At 35.7% G+C, this 1,646-nt stretch carries 1 pseudogene; it reads right to left on the minus strand.

Annotated elements, in window-relative coordinates:
- Nucleotides 1-117 precede the first annotated feature (117 nt).
- Nucleotides 118-1,437: pseudogene (locus tag GVV20_RS10655) on the minus strand (type IV secretory system conjugative DNA transfer family protein).
- Nucleotides 1,438-1,646: the final 209 nt, after the last annotated feature.

The raw sequence follows: 1,646 nt of genomic DNA on the forward strand, positions 1-1,646 counted from the left end.
GCATAAAAGTGCTTTATTATTAATTCAATATCAGTAACTACATTTAGAGCTTATCAGGTTCACTTGTCCCATATCATTTGAGCAATAAAAAAGCCCTGGATAAATTTCCAGGGCTTCTTACTTACTAATGAATTTTGAAATAGTTTTATTATTACTGCCTTCTTCAAGAATATTGAATTCCTTAGATCCTATATGTTCTGCACTTTTCTTTCGACCAGTGTTTTCTTGAATACTTCTCTTTTTCCACTCAAGTTGAATATTGAAATACTGTGCAGGTCGTTTAGAAACAGGTTTGGTTTTCCAGACTGGTTCCTCATAGAATGAGTATAAATTAAAGGGTGGTAACTTTGAAATAAAAGGGTTCCACTCAATAGTATTAACAAGTGAACGACCTTTCTCAAATGATTTAAGTCGCTCTGCTGTAACAACAGGACGTTCAATAAAGTCTTTTTTCTTTTTACTATACACCAGCTCATCTCCTGATAGCTCACTAAATCGCTTTCTCATTGATTCAGTTTGAGAACCCAAATAAATTACATTCGTTGAGTTACCTTCAATGATTTTCGCAATTTGAGGCTCATACTTATCCTCAAGTTGCTCGAAGGACTGAATGAATGCATTGATTCTAACACCACGAGAACGCGCTGCACCATATAATGCTTCGATATCCATGATCTCAGGTAATAGACCTATTTCATCAATAATTCAGTTCATTGGAATATCAAGACGTTGCTCTGCTGGATTATCTCGTGTATCTTTGATAGCAACTTCATACAGTTATTTTAGAAATAACGTTACTAACGGATAGTACGTTGAACGTTCATCATGTGTCTTCAGGAATATTGCAGTCTTATCTTTGAAAATTTGCTCCATATCAAAAGTAGTATTTGATGTCATATTCATGATATTGTCATTAGCCGTCAATAGCGATACTTTATTCATAAATACAGACTTCAGTGATGGCTTGACGTTACCTTCCGCATTGAGATAAGTAGCAAGTTTTCTTACGAACTCAGAATCAACGTCACGATACTTATTGAGGTATTTCTTGAGTAACGGCATTCCTGATGAATCGGCGTCATCTCCCAGTTCTATGAGATATCGCGCTGTCTTAGCATTGACATGTTCATCAATACCCTCTTCCATCGCAAAAAGCGCACCACCTGCAAACATATCACCTGCACCCATAGGCCAAAATGGGTCTTTTGCATCTTCTTCCAAGGTTAATGCATGCGATACTGCCATCACAAGCTCAACAGCATCACTAACATTGGAATATTTGTAACCTTGTTTATACTTTTCTGCTTCAGGTATACGAACCATTCGCATTCCTCCAGGGACAATTTGATTTCCTTTTACTGATTCCGGATGTAAGATATTTTTTTGGTAAAAACTCTCTTCAGTATTCATTTTTTTTCGACAGTTACAATTTCCCATTTTCCATTTCTTTATCAATTGCTTTCTTCCATTCTTTGTATGCAACGTCTAAAGGGTTCCATACATCAGAACTATTTGGATCTACAAAATCAATCACAATAACTTTATATTCTGCAATTTCAAGAGATCTGCATCAATCTCTCGTTTCGGATCATGAACGACTTGGTACTATACTATAAATATGGACAGTAAAAAGGTAAAACATACAT

The sequence above is a fragment of the Erysipelothrix aquatica genome, assembly GCF_009828775.2.
Lineage (GTDB): Bacteria > Bacillota_I > Bacilli_A > Erysipelotrichales > Erysipelotrichaceae > Erysipelothrix > Erysipelothrix aquatica.